At 68.5% G+C, this 15,498-nt stretch carries 13 protein-coding genes and 4 pseudogenes; 5 read left to right on the top strand and 12 right to left on the bottom strand.

The genetic code is table 11. The features are described 5' to 3' along the window. Positions 1–154 precede the first annotated feature (154 nt). On the bottom strand, positions 155–1,042 hold the full coding sequence (locus ACQ614_RS38305; protein WP_431683747.1) for a hypothetical protein: 888 nt from the start codon (positions 1,040–1,042) through the stop codon (positions 155–157). Further along, on the bottom strand, positions 1,039–1,701 hold the full coding sequence (locus ACQ614_RS38300; protein ID WP_431683746.1) for a hypothetical protein: 663 nt from the start codon (positions 1,699–1,701) through the stop codon (positions 1,039–1,041). Before ACQ614_RS38300 ends, ACQ614_RS38305 begins: the two co-directional genes overlap by 4 nt. A gap of 743 nt (positions 1,702–2,444) precedes the next feature. On the opposite strand from ACQ614_RS38300, the pseudogene ACQ614_RS38295 reads away from it, so the two are divergent. Beyond that, positions 2,445–2,564, top strand: a pseudogene (locus tag ACQ614_RS38295) (hypothetical protein); the annotation flags it as partial. A 32-nt stretch (positions 2,565–2,596) separates the two neighbouring features. Next, a complete protein-coding gene (locus ACQ614_RS38290) occupies positions 2,597–3,151 on the top strand; it encodes a transposase (RefSeq protein WP_431683745.1) in 555 nt (184 codons plus the stop codon). 129 nt (positions 3,152–3,280) lie between these two features. On the opposite strand, the gene ACQ614_RS38285 is transcribed toward ACQ614_RS38290, so the two are convergent. After that, positions 3,281–3,454: a hypothetical protein gene (locus tag ACQ614_RS38285; RefSeq protein WP_431683744.1), complete on the bottom strand. Its 174-nt coding sequence runs from the start codon at positions 3,452–3,454 to the stop codon at positions 3,281–3,283. 564 nt (positions 3,455–4,018) lie between these two features. On the opposite strand from ACQ614_RS38285, the gene ACQ614_RS38280 reads away from it, so the two are divergent. After that, entirely contained in the window at positions 4,019–4,297 is a 279-nt protein-coding gene (locus ACQ614_RS38280) for a hypothetical protein (RefSeq protein WP_431683743.1), read from the top strand. A gap of 1,775 nt (positions 4,298–6,072) precedes the next feature. Here ACQ614_RS38280 and ACQ614_RS38275 read toward each other — a convergent pair. The 4 genes and pseudogenes from ACQ614_RS38275 to ACQ614_RS38260 all read right to left on the bottom strand — a co-directional run bounded on the left by ACQ614_RS38275 (position 6,073) and on the right by ACQ614_RS38260 (position 8,412). Continuing rightward, on the bottom strand, positions 6,073–6,291 hold the full coding sequence (locus tag ACQ614_RS38275) for a hypothetical protein (protein WP_431683742.1): 219 nt from the start codon (positions 6,289–6,291) through the stop codon (positions 6,073–6,075). Positions 6,292–6,719: 428 nt separating this feature from the next. Next, positions 6,720–7,082, bottom strand: a complete 363-nt coding sequence (locus ACQ614_RS38270; RefSeq protein ID WP_431683741.1) for an SCO4225 family membrane protein — start codon at positions 7,080–7,082, stop codon at positions 6,720–6,722. 170 nt (positions 7,083–7,252) lie between these two features. Then, positions 7,253–7,373: pseudogene (locus ACQ614_RS38265) on the bottom strand (FAD-dependent monooxygenase); the annotation flags it as partial. A gap of 109 nt (positions 7,374–7,482) precedes the next feature. Further along, positions 7,483–8,412 (bottom strand): quinone oxidoreductase family protein, encoded by a 930-nt coding sequence (locus tag ACQ614_RS38260; protein ID WP_431683740.1) that lies wholly within the window; start codon positions 8,410–8,412, stop codon positions 7,483–7,485. A gap of 84 nt (positions 8,413–8,496) precedes the next feature. Here ACQ614_RS38260 and ACQ614_RS38255 point away from each other — a divergent pair, with 84 nt between their 5' ends. Next, positions 8,497–8,952, top strand: a complete 456-nt coding sequence (locus ACQ614_RS38255) for a MarR family winged helix-turn-helix transcriptional regulator (protein ID WP_431683739.1) — start codon at positions 8,497–8,499, stop codon at positions 8,950–8,952. A 71-nt stretch (positions 8,953–9,023) separates the two neighbouring features. On the opposite strand, the gene ACQ614_RS38250 is transcribed toward ACQ614_RS38255, so the two are convergent. Both ACQ614_RS38250 and ACQ614_RS38245 read right to left on the bottom strand, forming a co-directional pair. Continuing rightward, positions 9,024–9,287 carry a hypothetical protein gene (locus ACQ614_RS38250; protein ID WP_431683738.1) on the bottom strand — a complete coding sequence of 88 codons (264 nt, stop codon included), beginning with the start codon at positions 9,285–9,287 and terminating at the stop codon, positions 9,024–9,026. A gap of 44 nt (positions 9,288–9,331) precedes the next feature. Continuing rightward, a pseudogene (locus ACQ614_RS38245) lies at positions 9,332–9,607 on the bottom strand (alpha/beta fold hydrolase); the annotation flags it as partial. Between the two features lie 48 nt (positions 9,608–9,655). On the opposite strand from ACQ614_RS38245, the gene ACQ614_RS38240 reads away from it, so the two are divergent. Further along, the gene (locus ACQ614_RS38240; protein ID WP_431683737.1) at positions 9,656–10,033 is read left to right on the top strand and encodes a winged helix-turn-helix transcriptional regulator; all 378 of its coding nucleotides are present in this window, start codon (positions 9,656–9,658) and stop codon (positions 10,031–10,033) included. An 859-nt stretch (positions 10,034–10,892) separates the two neighbouring features. On the opposite strand, the gene ACQ614_RS38235 is transcribed toward ACQ614_RS38240, so the two are convergent. From ACQ614_RS38235 to ACQ614_RS38225, 3 genes and pseudogenes are all read right to left on the bottom strand, one after another. Next, the gene (locus ACQ614_RS38235; RefSeq protein WP_431683736.1) at positions 10,893–12,569 is read right to left on the bottom strand and encodes a DUF885 domain-containing protein; all 1,677 of its coding nucleotides are present in this window, start codon (positions 12,567–12,569) and stop codon (positions 10,893–10,895) included. Positions 12,570–13,724: 1,155 nt separating this feature from the next. Beyond that, a complete protein-coding gene (locus tag ACQ614_RS38230; RefSeq protein WP_431683735.1) occupies positions 13,725–15,023 on the bottom strand; it encodes a zinc-binding dehydrogenase in 1,299 nt (432 codons plus the stop codon). Between the two features lie 148 nt (positions 15,024–15,171). After that, positions 15,172–15,456, bottom strand: a pseudogene (locus tag ACQ614_RS38225) (alcohol dehydrogenase catalytic domain-containing protein); the annotation flags it as partial. Between the last annotated feature and the right edge of the window lie 42 nt (positions 15,457–15,498).

Below are 15,498 nucleotides of genomic sequence, written 5' to 3'. Positions count from 1 at the left end.
CCCCGACCTGAACACCTGCCCTCGGCAGGCGGACCGGCCAGCGACACGATCGCCGGCCGGTCGGGGTAGTAGTGCTTCGGTGGTCCTCGCTCTCATGGGCGAGGGGTATTCCCACAACCGATCGTCGGACGGCTGCGTGCAGGGCCGATCACTGTCACGGGTAGCCGAACGGCTGCAGTATCGGTCCGCAGACGTGCCACTCGTTGCCGCCTTCGCTGGCATGGTGATCGAGGTGGGCGCACCACCAGAGCACCAGGTCCTGGCCATTGATGGCCTCGCCGGTGGACTGCGTCAGGATCTGGTCGTCCTGCGACGTCCCCAGCCGCCCCCGCAGGTCTTCGGCGCTGTGGTAGGCGAGTACCGCCGCATCCATGCGTCCGAACCCGTCGGCGACACCGTCGAACGGACCCGGTGCAATCAGATACCCCGTCGTCCTGCCCAGCGGATTCGACTTGTTCAGCACCGCATAGGTACTCCGTGGTGAGCGGGCGACCACCGACTCGGTGCCGTACGGAAGCCAGCCGGGGCCGTAGCCCCAGTCCGTGCTGACCTGCAGGTGTTCCAGCGCGAGGTTGTTGGCGGCGCCGACGATGTCGAAGTCGAATCGCCAGTACGCGTGGTGCCGGTGGTTGTACGGTGCCTGGAGTCCGGCGCTGTACAGCTGCGGCAGGATGATGCCGTCGCTGCGGAAGATCCACCGATTGGTCAGGCGATAGGCACCGATGGTGTGGTAGCTCTCGACCACGAGGAAGCGGTACGCCGGATTCGTCCCTTCGTAGACCTTGACCGGCCCCTGCATGTTTCCGCTACTCAGGGCGTCTTTGTACGGGCCCGCAGGGCCGTCGTACTGGACTCGGATCATGGGCAGGCTCGCCTTGTGCAGGACTTTCTGCCCCTTGTAGCGCACGTCGGTGAAGGAGATGGCTTCACTGTCTCCGTCAACCATCTGCCACTGGAAGCTCCACACCGGAGCCTCCGGGGGCCATTGCACCGCGCCTCCGGACGACCTGAGGACGGTGCCGGACAACGATTGCACGGTCATGACGACGCCTCCTGGGGTACCCGACCGGCCGCCACGACGTCCTGGTCTGTGAGGTCGACGATGGCGAAGGCAGTCGGCAGGCGCCTGTCCCGGGGGCCGAACCGCAGGTCGACCAGTCGATGCCCGTACCGGGGGTCGCGGAAGTTGACTTCTTCGACGATCAGACCCATGCCGGCGTCGAGATCGACGCCGACGTCCGCAAGTCCGCCAGCATCGCGAAGCAGTTCCACGGCCTTACTGTGCTCCGCGTCCGCCAGTGGAGGCTGGCGGTTCGCCGTTGTCACATCGAGGACTCTCGCGGAATCGAGGTCGACCATCGCCTCGATGACCAGACCGTCGGTGTAGTTGAAAATGATCACCAGCGGGTATTCGCTGTTCCTTCCGGTCGCCGCCGTTCCGACGCCCAGGACATCGCAGCGCTTTCCCGCCACCTGCCGCCCCACCTCTTCGGAGGAAAGCGCCACCTCCACCGCACGCCGATGCCCGTCGTCGGTGAGGTTGGATTCCATCTGCTCGAACCCGACCGGCTTGGTCTGCACCTTCGGCAGGTGTTCGCGCAGATTCTTGGCGTCGGCGAACGGGGGGTCGATAACGGGGCCGAGGTCCAACACTTCGACACGCAGGAGTTCGGGTGGCGGGAGGCTGAAATCGTCAGGCATGGCTATCCCTCTTCCCGGGTGCACGACCGACCGGCGTAGATGTTTCCACGCCACAGCTCGGCCGCACCTGCTCCGGAATTTTGGCCTGCGGGTGGGACACTGCCGATTCGGCAGCGTTACCGCGATTGATTGCGCAACCAATCCCATCGCGGCTTCAAGGCTCCTGCACCGGAATCGCGGCTTTCGCACGGCAGCCGAGACACGACGGCGTGGAGCAACACGGGCGAGTAGGAGGTAGAGGCGGAACGGGCCTATGGACGGGGCGTCGGGCTTCGGCAGCGCCGAGTCCTTGTTGAGCTCTCAACGCCTTGTCTTCCGCGCGTTTCGAGCGGCAACTATCCCAAGACGGCCAGGCGTCCTGGCCCGCTTTTCCTTCCTTCCTTACTCTCCTCCTCCATTGATTGAGAATCAAGTTCTTCTGCCGAGCCTCAGGGAAATCGGCGAGCTGGCTACCTTGACAAGCGTGACAGATTGTCACAGTTCGGCGGTGCGCGGAATGAATCACCCGGTCTCTGCGCCCTGGGACACACCCAGCGTTACTCGTGGGGCTTCATGAAAATGGAGCGATCGGCCGACCTTTGCCGGCCTGCCGACGCTCGCTGCGCGTCCCTGGGCCACGTACGGGGTTCGGAAACACACCTGAGACCATGTTTGAGATCTGCCGTGTCGTGAGGATGGAGGGGTCATTGAGCCTCGTGTGAACGGTTCCGGGGCGGGTATCCGCCGGACCTGACGGATGAGCAGTGGGCGCTGGTGGAGCCGTTGCTGCCTCCGGCCAGGGTGGGCCCGAAGGGGGGCGACAGGAGAAGCACCCTCGGCGACGGATCGTGGATGCGATCTTCAACGTGGTGCGGACCGGCTGTGCTTGGCTGCAGCTGCCGAAGGACTTTGCTCCGTGGCCGACCGTGTACTGGTACTTCACTGGTGGCACGACAGCGGCGCTGTCGAACATACTCACGAGGTGCTGCGCGGCAGGGTGCGCGAAGCCGACGGCCGCAATGCCGAGCCGACCGTCGGCCTGATCGGCTCCCAGTCCGTTCGCACTACCGACACCGTTCCGCCGTCCGCCAGGGGCTTCGACGCAGGTAAGAAGGTCAAAAGCCGCAAGCGGTTCATCGTCACCGACACGCTCGGCCTGCTCCTGGCCGTCCACGTGGTCGCGGCGAATGTCCAGGACCGCGACGGCGCTCGGCGCCCACTGCTGTGGACCCGCCTCGACCACCCAGGTGTCCGGAAGATCTGGGCCGATCAGGGCTTCACCGGCCGTCTGGTCGACTGGTCTGCCCAGATCCTCGGCCGCGAGCTGGAATCGTCCGCAAGGACCCTGACCAACGCGGCTTCCAGGTCCAGCCCCAGCGGTGGGCCGGAGAGCGCATGTTCTCGTGGATCACCGCCCACCGGCGTCTCACCCGGGACTACGAGACCAGCCCGGCTTGCTCGGATACCATGATCCGTCGGGCGATGATCGACATCATGTTGCGGCGCCTCACCCGGGGCGGGCCGGCCTCCCGGCCGGGTCCGCGCCCCACGGCCCAGACCTCCACGTGATCACGCACACTCCCAAGTGCCGGTGCCAGCCTTACTCGGCTTCGAGGAGTACGGCCACCATCGCATCCACGTCGCTGTCACTGAGATCCGGCACGGTCCAACCGTTGCTCCGCACGTGCTTGATGAACTCGGGGTCGAGTACCACGTGGTACCGCTGCACGTAGTGGGCCAGGTCGGAGTGCCACAGCCAGTGCCCGTCCGTCATCAGGTGCCACCCGCCGATCACGGTCTCGTCAGGACTGAGGACGTCATGCACGAGAGTGGGCGCGGCGACCAGGACCGTGCCGCTGCGGAGGTACTCGACGAGGTCGCGTGCATGCGCCGACGCTTGATCGCGGACGGCAGACCGCAGTGACGGCCTGTCTGTCCCGCCCCGCCCAAGCTCTCTGAAGTCCCCGACCACAGGAAATCTCTCGCCCACCCCGAGAGCGTAGGGCAGCAGCGCAGGGATAGACGCCGAAGATCTCAAATGCGGTCTCAGGCGGCGGCCAGGGCGAGGGTGATGGGGCGCATGGGGTCCTCTGTGGAATGAGCGGTGAGAGCCAGAACGTATCGATGCACCGGCCGGTAGGACGACGGGTTCCTGATTCCGTGATGTCCGCGGAATTGCCTGCGTATCGGTCACGGAAACAGTAGGGCCGGAGCACAGCGGACAGTCACGAAAAGGGCGTTCTGCTACTCGCCGTAGCCGGTTCCGGGCGGAGTGGCGTCGCCCTCCGGGCTGCGGGACCATGGCAGTCAGGGGTATCGGAGCAGCCTGGAGGAACCGATGGAGCTCCGGAACGATTTCACAGACGATCAGAAGAAGGCGATCAGCGAGGTCACCGCGGCGCTGGAGGATCTGATCACGAATCAGGTCCAGAAGGCCCACGCAGAGGCACGGGAGAGGCTGGCGGCCGCCGGAGTGCGTGTCGATCCCGACAGCAAATACTGCCATATATGCCTGGACTCACCGCACCCTTGCGACCACTACATTCAGGGCTACATGGGGCAGTGCAAGAGATACAGCTGCCGTCACGGCGAGATTTGGCACAATTTTCCGTGCTAGTAGCCCGAAAGCCGGCACGAACGCTTCGCCGACGTCCCCGGCCATCTGCCCCTTCGGCTTCTTGGTAGCCGCTTCCTAGCGGTAGGCACGGACGGAGGACGGCCGCGTGGGCAGGACGAACTCGCCCGGGCGGGCGATGCCAGGTCCGATATTGTCCAGTCAGGCGGTATTCGTCAGCCACACCGGATTATCCGCTACGAGAAGGGTGGCGGAGTACGGATGCCGCCCGGAGACGATGTCAATCAGGAATTCCACCATGCCGGCGCCGATTCGGATCCAGGCCCGCTTCGGGCTCTCACAGGAACCCGTTCGCGCACGTTCCCCAGGCGATCAGTCCGCCGGCTTCAGGGAGCACCGGATAGGGGAAGCGATCCGGCAACTCCCCTCGCGCATCTCGGCGATAGCACACCCGGCGCCTTCGAATGTTTCCGTCAGAGTTTTCGAGAAACTCTTGAAGTGACTCCCCGGCAGGCGCTAGTCGAACGGCGAGACCATCGCGAACTCGTCATTGATCGACCCGCACCCGAAGACGTCGGTGAACTGTCTGTAGTCCGCCGGGAGTTCCAGTCCGATCTCGGGCCGGCAACGCTCCCATTCAAGGGCTTGGTGCGGACCGCGAGGATCCGCCTGAAGCAGTCTGGCCAGCTCCGAGACCGCCGAATCTTCCACAAGAACCAACCTTCCGCTCCGGAGTGCAACCGATGATCGCACCGTGCGGGACGACCCGAGCCGACGGTGTGCTGCGGGCAATCCGCGCCGGGCGCCGCCCGGGTGTGCACAGCAGGCGGCGGACCAGGACGGCGGCCCCGGGCGGGGCGGGAAAGGGCGGGGCCGTGGTGGGCGGTCAAGGCGTCGGTACTCGTTCCTACGATCACGGCCGTGTCTGCTGCCTTCACCGGCCTGTGGACCCACGATGTCTGCCGTGCCCTGCGCCGGGCCTGCCGTACCGGTCAGTGGCCGCCGGTCGCCTTCAGCGGCGTGCACACCTCGCCGCCCGCCTGGTCCGGCGCCCTGGTGGGCGACGAGGTGTACGCGGTGCACGTCAACCGGCACGTCGTCCACGTGGTGAGCCGGATGCGGATCACCGACCTGGAGCGGGGCGAGTGCTGCGGCACCGCCCCCGGGAGCTGGAACGAACCCGCGTTCCCCGGGCACGGCGACTGGTCGATGCTCGGCGCCGGTGACTGCGGCGCCCGGGCGGTGCACATCGAGGCCACACCCGTGCGCTTCGACGTGCCGATCCCCGGCAACGTCCTCGCCGAGCTCATCTGGCGCAACCGCCGGGGCCGGACCCGGGCAGCTGAAGTACGTGGCCGACGGGCTCCTGGAACGCTCGATCAGCCTCCAGGGCTTCTACCGCCTCACCCCCGAATCCGCCGACGAGCTGACGAGCTGACGAGGATCGTGGACGGCACCGTCACCTGCTTCCTCGAGTGGGACCGGCAACCATCACCTACTCCAGCGCCGGCTATCCCCCGCCCGTGCTGTTGCATGCCAACGGCACCGCGGTGCTCCTGGACGACGCCACCGACCCGCCGCTGGACGCCCACCCCGAACCTAGCCCCCGCCCCCAGGCCGCCACCGGCAGGACAAGGCCGCCGGTACTCCTCATCATCCCCGGACAGACACTCCAACTCCCTGACGCCCGGCCAGCTCAGACGATCCTGGACTCCAGTCTCGGCGCTCCGGGTACCCGGCGGGGACGAACCGGAGCGGCGCAGCATCGACGGGGTGGCCGCGACCCCCTTGTCCGTGGGCTCTGGCCTGCAGAAACGTCACTTGTAGGGCGGCATGTTCTGGTTCGGGTTCCCGGGGCTCCAGTCCATGTGGGACACGAGGACGGCCAGAAGGAGCACCACCACGATCAGGACGAGCGCCCCCACCCAGAAACTGTCCGCGGGTCCGGGACGGTACGGGTCCGGTGAGCTGTCCGGCCGGTCACCGCCGCCCTCACCAGCCCGGTCCTCGGCATCGCTGTCCTCATCAGGTGCCACGGCCCCTCCTTGGGTCAGGGCCATGGCACCGCGCAGCACGGCAGCCGTCAAGACCGCCTGCAACGGCCAGCCTCCCCGGGCGGCGGTAGGCAGCGCCGACGGGGCCGGTCAGGTGCGGCGTCACCAGGCGCGGCCGCGCTCGGCGGCCGCGGCTTCGGCGACGGTCCGCTGCTGCTCGGCCGCCTCGGCTTCTCGGTGGGCGCGCTGGTAGGCCATGTCCTGGCAACAGCCGCCGCACAGCCGGTTGTCCCAGAGGGCCCGCTGCTCCGCCCGCCGCTCGTCCGAGAACGGCGCCGACCAGCGGGAGCAGGCCGGGCGGCGGCTCTCGCGTTCGGCGGCCTGCTTCTCACGGCGGGCCCCGTCGGCAGCCGCCCGCGCACCACGACACGGCGCCGGGGTGGTGTCCGGTCGGGCGGTGTCGCAGTCCGCTATCCGGCGGTGCGGCCGCTTCGCGCCGTGGCACGGATGCCGGCGACCAGCCGTCCGAGGAAGGCGGCGTTGACCAGTGCGGCCGTCGCGGTGGTGGCGATGAGGAGCGGGGGGCCGATCCATTCGACCGGGGTGTCCCAGAAGACCGCGGGCAGGGGCAGGGCCAGGAGGCCGGCAGGTGCGGTGGCGAGGGCGAGCCACAGGTTGGCGAACGCGGGGTCGTGGAGGACGTAATTGGCGTGGACGACGAGACCGACCGCGGCCGCCACCAAAGCCAGGTAGGCCAGCGAGAACATGTTGTCGAACGCGGGCGCCACAGGAGCGGGGATCCGGCGCGGGCGGGTGTCGGTGTCGCTGGCCATGTCTTCCATTGTTTCGGTTGCTGCTGCAGTGGGGTGGTTGCTGTCGCACCAAGAGTGGATCATCACCGCGGGCCCGGCCTGAGTAGAAGTGCTCATCCCGTCCGGCGCAGGTACGCAGCCTTCCGGGCCGGGCGGGCACCGGTGCCTCGTACGCGCCACGACGTTCTGCCACCGCTGGTGCGGCGCTCGGGTGCCCGCTCGGCGATCACCGGCGTCCATCCGGTCCAGCTCAGTCCGACTGCCGGACATGCCGGCGATGCCGAGGCCCACGATCAACGCACGTTTCTGCATGACTCCCCTCCTTGCTCCGGCTGCCCGCCGCCCGTGCCGGGCGGTGAGCAGCCGGAGAAGTCGGCACGGGAAGGAGTCGGGCCCTGGACGGAAGGGGTGGGGCGGGGGCTTACGGGACGAAGACGAGGCGCTCGCCGGAACGGGTGTCGTTCCATGTCTGCGCGATCCGGGCCAGCGGTACGGCCCGTGCCTGGACGTCGATGGCGCCTTCGGTCACCGCGGCAGCCAGCTCGGGGAGCTCGGCGATGAAGTCGCGGGGGGAGAGCGATCCGATGCCGCTGCCCACGATCTGCAACCGGGCCGAGCGCAGGGCCACGGACGGGACCGCGGCGGACGCGCCCGCGATGGAGCCGATCTGGACCCAGGTGAGCGGTGCGGATCGGTCGGTACGGGCGGTGAGGATCGGGAGCATGGTGCCTGCGGCGGGCGCGCCCCACACGAAGTCGAGGACGACGTCGACGTCGGCTGCGGCGGCGATCTCGTCGAAGGTGAGCGCCCGGTCGGCGCCGAGGGCGGGCAACTCCTTGAGGCGGGCGGTGTCGCGGCCCGCGGCGATGACCTGGGCGGCGCCGAACTGCTTGGCGATCTGGACGGCCATGCGTCCGGCGCTGCCGGTGGCACCCAGGACGAGGACGCGCTGGCCCTCGTGGAAGGTGATGCGGCGGCGCAGGGCGACCCAGGAGGACATGCCCGGGTTCATCGCGGCGGCGATCCGCACCGGGTCCACGTGGTCGGGCAGGACCACGCTCCGACGCGCGTCGATGACGGTGCGCTCGGCGAAGGTGCCGAGGGCAGTGTCGTCCAGGACCGCGTAGCGCAGGCGGCCCGCGGGGTCCCGGACGACGCCGTCGACGCCGGGGACCAGCGGGAGGACGCCGGAGGCGGAGTAGTGGGCGCCGCTCGCCTTGGCCCGGGCCAGGTGGTGCAGGGGCGCCGCGAGGACGTCCACGACCATCTCGCGCTCGCCCCGGGCGACGGGTTCGGGGTGCTCGCCGTAGACGGGCGGTGCGTCGTACGACGTGAGGACTGCTGCATGCATGGGGACTCCTTGGACGTTGGTTTGCATTACCAATCAAAACCAGAGTCATTGGTAATGCAAACAATGTCAAGTAGGGTGGTGGCCATGGCTCCCGACGACTCCGAAGAGGCCCTGATCGACGGCCTGGTCCGCAGCGCCTTCCAGGTCATGAGCGTGCTCACCCGCATCGGCGCCGAGCACGACCTGTCCCTCACCCAGCTGCGCGTGCTCGGCATCGTGCGCGACCGGCGCCCCCGCATGAGCGACCTGGCGGCCTTCCTCGGCCTGGACAAATCGACCCTCTCCGGCCTCATCGACCGCGCCGAACGACGAGGACTGCTGGCCCGCCAAGCCAGCCCCGAGGACAAACGCGCCGTCGTCGTCCTGATCACCGACGCCGGACGCGACCTCACCCAGCGCCTCTACGAGGAGGTGCGGGACGCCCTCGCGCCGGCCACCGGCCGGCTCGACGCGCAGCAACGCCACCAGCTCGCCCACCTGCTGGAGCCCGTCCTCACCCCGCCCCTGCCGGCCGCACCGCGCCCCGCCACCCGGCGCTGAACGATCCGCTCGCAAGCCGCCGCAGCAGGCGGCCAGCCGGGTGCCGGACCACCGCCGCCGAAACGGGCAAGTCAGGCCCACGCAGCTTCCTGAGCGAGCACCGCCTCCCGTTCGAGCGAGGTGTCCCGCAGCAACGCGGTGTCCTGGTAGGACGAACGCTTCCTGGTGATCTTCCCGTTCACGACGTCGGCCGGTTCGAGGACGTTCATCGCCCACGGGACGCCGTCGACGTCGGTGCCACTGCTGGTGGCCACGACCACGACACGAGTGCGGTCTTCGGCGATCAGCCCGTCGACACCGATGGTCGTGATGTCCAGTCCGGTCAGCCGGTGCATCCTGTGCCGTGCCGGCCCGATGGCGGCCCCTCTCTGGAAGCCTTGGCCACGGCGGATATGACCATTCCGGCGTAACTGTGCCCGACCAGTACCACGTCGGTGAGGTCCTCCCCGCGGAGGAGAGCGACGACGTCGGCGACGTGGGTGTCGAGTCCGACTTCCGGACCGAGCAGGTGCTCCCTGTCGCCGTGGCCGGTGAGTGAGGGGGCGAACACCCGGTGCCCGGCCCGGGTCAGCAGGGGTGCCACCCGGTCCCAGACGCGCCCGCTGTGCCAGGCGCCATGGACGAGGACGTAGTTTTTCGTTCGCGGCGTACTCATGGAACAGGACGCTACTGAGTCGATGGGTACCTCTTGGTACCTTCGGCCATGCGTGACTCAGCGGGAGACGTCTTCCTCGCCGACTGCCCGGCCCGGCTCGCCGTCGAGATCATCACCAGCAAGTGGGCGGTCGTCGTTCTGTTCGCGCTCAGCCGCAGACCGTACCGGCACGGTGAACTCGTCGATCTCATCGGCGGCGTCTCGCGCAAGGTGCTCACCCAGACGTTGCGCAAGCTGCAGGGTTACGGCCTGGTCGAGCGCCGTGCGTATGCCGAAGCGCCTCCACGGGTCGAGTACGGCCTGACCGGCCTCGGTCCGACCCTCGTCGAGCCGATCGCCGCCCTGACGAACTGGGCGCGGTCGTACGGTGAGGCCGTCGTCGGCTTCCAGGAAGCGGCGGAGGACGGACCGGCGACCGGCGCGTGAGCGCGGTGGGCACGGACGGCATCAGGATCGGCTGAACCGTCGACGGCAACGCCACTGCGTCTGTTTCGCGCGGTCCCGCCGGGATCGGGGCCGTCACCGACCGCGAGGACGGACGGACAGCTCCCGGCGCGCGCGGTCCGGCAGAAGACGGACGCCGCGTGCTCCGGGCCGCCGGTTCGGCGGCCCGGAGGGCGTTCATTGGCGGCGCCGAGGGCCCGCCGGGCGGTCCGCGATGCCGGACCGGGAGCGGCTTGCTGCGCCGGGTTGACGGGAGGTCAGCTCCCGGCGGCGATACGGGCGCCTTCGATCTGGGTGGCGAGGCCTACAAGGGCGCCCCCGCGGCGTAGCGGGTGAGGCGGCCGTGGGGTGACGGCGGCGGCGCTGTCGGCGCGGTGGACGGGCTCACTCGCCCTGGACATCGCGCCTGTACCTCGCCGACCGGGACGCCGAGGACGTCCTCGGGGTGCTCGGCGCGCAGATCGGCAGCAGCGCCGTGGAACTCTTCGCGTGCCGCCGGTACGCGCTGACCGGTGACGCGCGGGCGGTCGAGCGGTTCTGACGTTGCTGCCCAGGCGCCGCGGCTGCGGATCGCCGCGCGGGTGGGGAAGGCGGGGATCCCGCTGTCCTCCGGCAGGTGATCTTGACCGTTTGCCACACGATCTCGACTTTCGTAGTCCGCACGGCGCTGCACTTGATGCACGGGCGCACGCTGGTTGCCTGCGCCGTCCACATAGAACAGGACTGCCGACGGCGCAGCCCCCAACCGGGTCGGCCCGACGCTTGCCGACCGGGTCGTGGGCGCGAACGGCCCCGTTCCGGAGGTCGTCATCCTCGCGAAACGGGCCCGTCGTTGCCGGGTCTACAGCGTGGAAAGCTGGTGGACCAGGTCGTCGAGGCCGAGCGAGCCCTGGGAGAGCGCCTTCATGTGCCAGGCCTTGAGGTCGAACGCGGCGCCCTGCCGGCGGCGGGCGGCCTCACGCCCCTGTAGCCAGGCGCGCTCCCCGAGCTTGTAGCCGATGGCCTGACCTGGCCAACCGAGGTATCGGACGATCTCGCTGCTGCGCAGTTCAGCAGGGCTGCCGTTGTAGGTGGCCATGAACTCGGTGGCAAGCTGTGGGGTCCAGCGTTCGCCGGGGTGGAAGCCGGAGTCGGCGGGGATGGCCAGGCCGAGGTGCATGCCGATGTCGATGATCACCCGGATGGTGCGCAGCATCTGCTCGTCGAGGAAGCCGAGGCGGTGGGCGGGGTCGGTGAGGAAGCCGAGGTCGTCCATGAGTCGTTCGGCGTACAGGGCCCAGCCTTCGATGTTGGCGCTGACCATGCCCGAGGTGGTCTGGTAGCGGCTGAGTTGGTCGGCGAGGACGACCCACTGGGCGAGTTGCAGGTGGTGGCCGGGGACGCCCTCGTGGTACCAGGTGGTGACGAGCTGCCAGGTCGGGAAGGTGTCCCGGCCGAGGGTTGGCAGGTAGGTGCGTCCGGGGCGGCTGAAGTCCAGGCTGGGGCCGGAGTAGTACGGTGACGCGGCGCTGCCGGCCGGTGCGAGCCTGGACTCGACCCTGCGCAGTGGGCCGGAGATGTCGAAGTGGGTGCCGTCGAGGGCGGTGATCGCCTGGTCCATGAGCTGCTGCAGCCAGTCGCGGACCGCATCCTCTCCCTCGACCGCGTGGCCGTGCCGTTCCAGGTGGTGCATGGCGGCCTTGACGCCTGCTCCGGGCAGCACGCGTTCGGCCTCCGTTCGCATCTCGGCCGCCGTCCGGTGGAACTCGCTCCAGGCCCAGGCGTAGGCCTCGTCCAGGTCGAGATCGGCGCCGGAGTGGTAGCGCACGGCGAGCCGGTAGCGCTCCCGGCCCACGGCGTCCGGGGTGTTGGCGGTGACCGGGGCATAGGTGTCGCGCAGCCAGTCGCGGAACTCGGCGACTGCAGCGGTGGCCTTGTGCGCAGCGGCGTCCAGTTCGCCGCGCAGCCGCTCCGGGCCGGGGGCGACGAACTCGGCGAACCACCCCGCGCCGCCGGTGCCCTCGCCGGTCCAGGCGGTGAGCTGGTCGATGACCGCATCTGCCTGGCGGGGCGCGGCGAGCAGTCCCCGGGAGATCCCCTCGGTGAGCGTCGTGCGGTACCCGTCGAGCGAGGCGGGCAGGTTGCGCAGTCGCCCGGCCACCGCTGCCCAGTCGTCGTCGGTGGCGGTCGGCATGAAGGTGAAGATGTCCCGCACATGGTGGACGTGCGCGCCGATGTTGCGCAGCTGACGGAGGTTCTCGCCGCTGTCGTGCATGGCGAGTTCGGCGGTGAGGCGCTCCCGGAGCAGCCGGGCGCAGGCACGGTCAGTGGGGTCCTCCGTGGCGGGGGCGGCGTCGAGCGCGGTGAGGGTGTGCCGGGCGATGTCGGCGAGCGCCTCGAAACCGTCCGGCGAGAGGTCCGGCTGCCGGTCGTCACCTGGGTGCAGGCCGAGCCAGGCGGCCTCCAGCGGGTCGTGGGCGGCCACCTGGTCGAGGTGGCGGTCGGCGATGGTGCGTGGAGTGATCGTTTCATCGGCCATGTCGTCATCCTGGCGCACCCTCATGGTCGCTGAACAGGCCGAACAGGCGGAGTCACCGAACCGGTATCAAGATCATCGGCCTGTGCCAAAATCCGGTCCGATCTTCCTCCCATCGCCGGCCTGTTCACGCCTCTGAATTCAGCCTGTTTGATTCCCGACCTGGGCCGACGCTACCCAGAGGCTTGAAAACAGGTACTCGCTGGGCTTTTCGCCCGTAAACGGGTGGTTGATCCCGGTTTCTGGGGCGCCCAGGCTGCTGGCGTTCGGTGACGCTTGGGACTCTGGTGGCGGGAGAAACGCCGTTGCATGAATGTCCGCCGGAACTGTGCGCTTCCTCCTGTCTCATCCCCTGGAAGCCGGGCCTGAGCGTATTTGTCTCTCGAGAACCGCGCGACCTACGACAGAGGGAGAGAACACCCCCAACCAAGCCAGGGTCACGGAGACGAGCAGCAGGAACAGCCGCCGCGTAGGTGCCCGCGCGAGGCGCGGACACCTACGCGCGCGGACACCACGCGCGCAGACACGACGGTCCGCCTCACTCGAAGTCCTCGCCCAACCCGCCGCTTCACGTCTCGGCAAGCGCCGCGAGGGCCGCGGTCTCCGCGCGCCCGGGCGCCGTTACCGCACCCGGAAGCGCCGACGGCTCACAGAAATCCGGAGACGGCGTCGGGACGCAGCGGCAGGCGGCCGGAGCGGTGTGCCGGAAACGCCCCAAGACGGGCGCACCAGTAAGCCGGTCATGCGCCTGTGGGGACGACACCGCCCGTTTGCACCCTTGCCCTCCCCTCTTTGACGGCCGCGCTCGGATCCACGTCAGCTCGACACCCGGGGCCCAGTGGACGACATCAACCACGGAACCGGCGAGGCGCCCATGGCTGCTTCGTCCTTGCCGTCCTCGTCGTCGCTGCCGTCATCGCCTTCGTCCGGGCCTGGAATCAGCCCTGCGGGGACACCCCCAGCCACTGGCACCACCCCCATGATCCACCCCGCCCCTGGCCGGCCCACACGAACCGGCCGCCCCGGGCGCAGCACCGGAACCCGGCCCGGGCCGCCGAGGACGATGGGGCGGGGTGCAGCGGCGGTCGGCCGGGGAACGGCCTCCCCGGAGCGCCCCGGCAGGGCGGCCGCGGCGTGCGCGCAGTGGATGACTGGACGTCAGGCCGTGACGTCCACCAGGACTTTACCGACCGCGCGGCTCTCGACCGCTCGGTGCGCGTCGGCGGTGCGGTCGAGGGAAAAGCGGATCAGCGGCAGGCCGTGCTCCTCTCCGACCGGCAGCGCGCCGTCGCGCACTGCGGCGGCGACGTCCTGGGCGGCCGCGGCGCGCGCCTCCGGACCGGCCAAGTAGAGGATCAGGAACTGGAAGCGCGCGTTGAGCACCATGTTCTGCAGTACGTCCAGTTCGACCGGCGTGCCGCCGTCGTTGGCGTAGGTCGAGATCGTGCCGCGCGTTCGCAGCACGGCCAGGTCCAGTGCGAGGTTCGCGCCGAGCGCCACCTCGGCAATGATGTCGACGCCGTTTGGGGCGATCTTGCGGATCTCGGCGGCCGGATCGTCCCCGCGGTAGTTGATCACGTGGTGGGCTCCGGCGGCGGTGGCCAGCCGGGCTTTCTCCGGGCCGCTGATCGTGCTGATCACGGTGGCGCCGGCCCATCGGGCGAGCTGGATCACCGCGTGCCCGACCGCTCCGGCCCCGCCCGCAGCGAGCACCACCTTCCCGTCGAGTGCCCCGGGGTGCAGCTCTCTCTCTCTCTCTCTCTCTCTCTCTCTCTCTCTCTCTCTCTCTCTCTCTCTCTCTCTCTCTCTCTCTCTCTCTCTCTCTCTCTCTCTCTCTCTCTCTCTCTCTCTCTCTCTCTCTCTCTCTCTCTCTCTCTCTCTCTCTCTCTCTCTCTCTCTCTCTCTCTCTCTCTCTCTCTCTCTCTCTCTCTCTCTCTCTCTCTCTCTCTCTCTCTCTCTCTCTCTCTCTCTCTCTCTCTCTCTCTCTCTCTCTCTCTCTCTCTCTCTCTCTCTCTCTCTCTCTCTCTCTCTCTCTCTCTCTCTCTCTCTCTCTCTCTCTCTCTCTCTCTCTCTCTCTCTCTCTCTCTCTCTCTCTCTCTCTCTCTCTCTCTCTCTCTCTCTCTCTCTCTCTCTCTCTCTCTCTCTCTCTCTCTCTCTCTCTCTCTCTCTCTCTCTCTCTCTCTCTCTCTCTCTCTCTCTCTCTCTCTCTCTCTCTCTCTCTCTCTCTCTCTCTCTCTCTCTCTCTCTCTCTCTCTCTCTCTCTCTCTCTCTCTCTCTCTCTCTCTCTCTCTCTCTCTCTCTCTCTCTCTCTCTCTCTCTCTCTCTCTCTCTCTCTCTCTCTCTCTCTCTCTCTCTCTCTCTCTCTCTCTCTCTCTCTCTCTCTCTCTCTCTCTCTCTCTCTCTCTCTCTCTCTCTCTCTCTCTCTCTCTCTCTCTCTCTCTCTCTCTCTCTCTCCACGGCGCGGCCCGTCCTCGGCGACGGTAAGCGCGCGGTGCGCGGTCAGCGCGGGGACGCCGAGGGCGGCGCCGATGTCGAAGCCGACCTCGTCGGGCAACGGTACGGCCTGTTCGGCGGGCACGACGGTGAACTCGGCGGCGGTGCCGGTGGGCCGCCCGGCGGCGGCCATGAACAGCCAGACGCGCTGACCGACCCGGCTGGGGCCGACACCCTCGCCGACGGCGTCGATCGTGCCTGCGCCGTCGAGGTGCGGGGTGACCTCGGAGAACTGCTTGGGGTGGCCGGCGCCGGAGCGCGCCTGCCAGTCGGTCGGGTTGACCCCGGACACGGCGACCCGGACGCGAACCTCGCCGGGGCCGGGCTTGGGCAGGTCACGGTCGACGAACTGGAGAACGTCGGGGGTGCCGTTGTCGCGGTAGATGATGGCCTTCATGATCCGTCCTTGGAGCCTGGTAATGCGGGGTTCCTGGCGTGG

Origin of the sequence: Kitasatospora dryopteridis, from assembly GCF_050749075.1 — a bacterium.
Lineage (GTDB): Bacteria > Actinomycetota > Actinomycetes > Streptomycetales > Streptomycetaceae > Kitasatospora.
The sequence above is the reverse complement of the archived record's forward strand: the minus strand, read 5'-3'. Positions and strand labels throughout refer to the sequence as shown.

Bases quoted from the DNA above. Each gene is read 5' to 3' on its own strand.
- ACQ614_RS38305 (WP_431683747.1), bottom strand. From the start codon at position 1,042: ATGACCGTGCAATCGTTGTCCGGCACCGTCCTCAGGTCGTCCGGAGGC.
- ACQ614_RS38300 (WP_431683746.1), bottom strand. From the start codon at position 1,701: ATGCCTGACGATTTCAGCCTCCCGCCACCCGAACTCCTGCGTGTCGAA.
- ACQ614_RS38285 (WP_431683744.1), bottom strand. From the start codon at position 3,454: ATGACGGACGGGCACTGGCTGTGGCACTCCGACCTGGCCCACTACGTG.
- ACQ614_RS38280 (WP_431683743.1), top strand. From the start codon at position 4,019: ATGGAGCTCCGGAACGATTTCACAGACGATCAGAAGAAGGCGATCAGC.
- ACQ614_RS38270 (WP_431683741.1), bottom strand. From the start codon at position 7,082: ATGGCCAGCGACACCGACACCCGCCCGCGCCGGATCCCCGCTCCTGTG.
- ACQ614_RS38260 (WP_431683740.1), bottom strand. From the start codon at position 8,412: ATGCATGCAGCAGTCCTCACGTCGTACGACGCACCGCCCGTCTACGGC.
- ACQ614_RS38255 (WP_431683739.1), top strand. From the start codon at position 8,497: ATGGCTCCCGACGACTCCGAAGAGGCCCTGATCGACGGCCTGGTCCGC.
- ACQ614_RS38250 (WP_431683738.1), bottom strand. From the start codon at position 9,287: ATGCACCGGCTGACCGGACTGGACATCACGACCATCGGTGTCGACGGG.
- ACQ614_RS38240 (WP_431683737.1), top strand. From the start codon at position 9,656: ATGCGTGACTCAGCGGGAGACGTCTTCCTCGCCGACTGCCCGGCCCGG.
- ACQ614_RS38235 (WP_431683736.1), bottom strand. From the start codon at position 12,569: ATGGCCGATGAAACGATCACTCCACGCACCATCGCCGACCGCCACCTC.